Below are 1,309 nucleotides of genomic sequence, written 5' to 3' on the forward strand. Positions count from 1 at the left end.
ATATCGCGCTGGGCACCGGCGTCGGCAGCGGCCTGATGCTGGGCGGCCATCTCGTGCGCGGCGCCACCCATGCGGCGGGCGAAATCGGTTTCATGCCGATCGGCGCCGATCCGTTCGCGGCGGAATCGCTGCGCACCGGCGCTTTCGAGCGAGCGGTGGCGACGCACGCGATGACCGAGCGCTACAGATCCCTGACCGGCGCGCAGGTCACGGTTCCCGCGATCTTCGAGAACGCGGCAACGGGCGACAAGGCCGCGCTCGCCGTGCTCGACGAGACGGCGCGCTATCTGGCGCAAGGCATCGCCGCGATCGCCGCCGTCGCCAATCCGGAAAAAGTCATACTGGGCGGCTCGATCGGCCTCAGGCCCGAGATCCTCTCACGCGTCAAAGCATTGATATCGCTCTGCTTCCCCTACCCTGTCACGGTCGAGGCAGGCGAGCTGGGCGCGCGGGCAGCGCTGATCGGCGCGGCCGCGATCGGCCTTGGCCAGTTGCACAACACGCTGTTCGGCGTCGACGCGCCGGATGGCCGCATTTCACTTCCCACCGCCCAGGCGGCTGCCTTGAAGGAGGTCGTGCTGTGACCAGCGACATCACAACCCGGCTGCGCGCCGTTCTCGATACCGACCAGGCGCTGGCTCTGTTCAGGGGGGCGATCGGCCGCGAAAGCATCACCGGCAACGAGGCGAATTTCGTCGGCTTCCTCGAAACGAAAATGCGCGAGCTGGGGCTGAGCGGCCTGAGCCGCGCGGATTTCCTGCCCGGCAGGCCGAACATCTGGGGCGAACGCAAGGGTGCCGGCAATGGCAAGCGCCTGCTCTTCATCGGCCATACCGACACCGTCCATGTCGATGGCTGGCGCGAGCACTGGGCCGGTACCGAGCGGGAGGACCCGTTCGGCGCGCCCATCATCGACGGGGCGGTCTGGGGCCGCGGCTCCGGCGACCTCAAGGCGGGCATCACCGCCTCTCTGGCGGCGCTCTCGCTGCTCGACAAGGCCGGCATCCGCCTCGAGGGCGACGTCGCCTTCGCTTTCGTCGGCGACGAGGAGAGCGGCCAGCCCGGCACCGGCGTCTCCGCCGGCATCAAGCATTTCGTCGGCCGCATCGAGGCCGGCGAGGTCGCGGCGCCCGACTTCACCGTCTATGTCGAGCCGACGCGGCTTGCCGTCTACGCCGCGCAGATCGGCTTCTTCATCACCGACATCACGATCACCGGCAAGTCGGCCTATTTCGGCGTGCCGGAGCTCGGCAAGGATGCGCTGCGCGCCGCCCATGCCGCCATGACGGCGCTGTGGAAGCACTCGGAC

The 1,309-nt window shown here is 68.8% G+C and carries 2 protein-coding genes; both read left to right on the top strand.

The window, feature by feature from the left end:
- On the top strand, window positions 1–584 hold a 584-nt coding region (locus EOD07_RS34625), incomplete at its 5' end, for an ROK family protein (protein WP_164772851.1).
- Window positions 581–1,309 (top strand): M20/M25/M40 family metallo-hydrolase (locus EOD07_RS34630; RefSeq protein ID WP_164772852.1); only part of this gene is annotated, 729 nt, incomplete at its 3' end. The genes EOD07_RS34625 and EOD07_RS34630, both read left to right, overlap by 4 nt.

This window comes from Mesorhizobium sp. M2C.T.Ca.TU.002.02.1.1 (assembly GCF_003997225.1).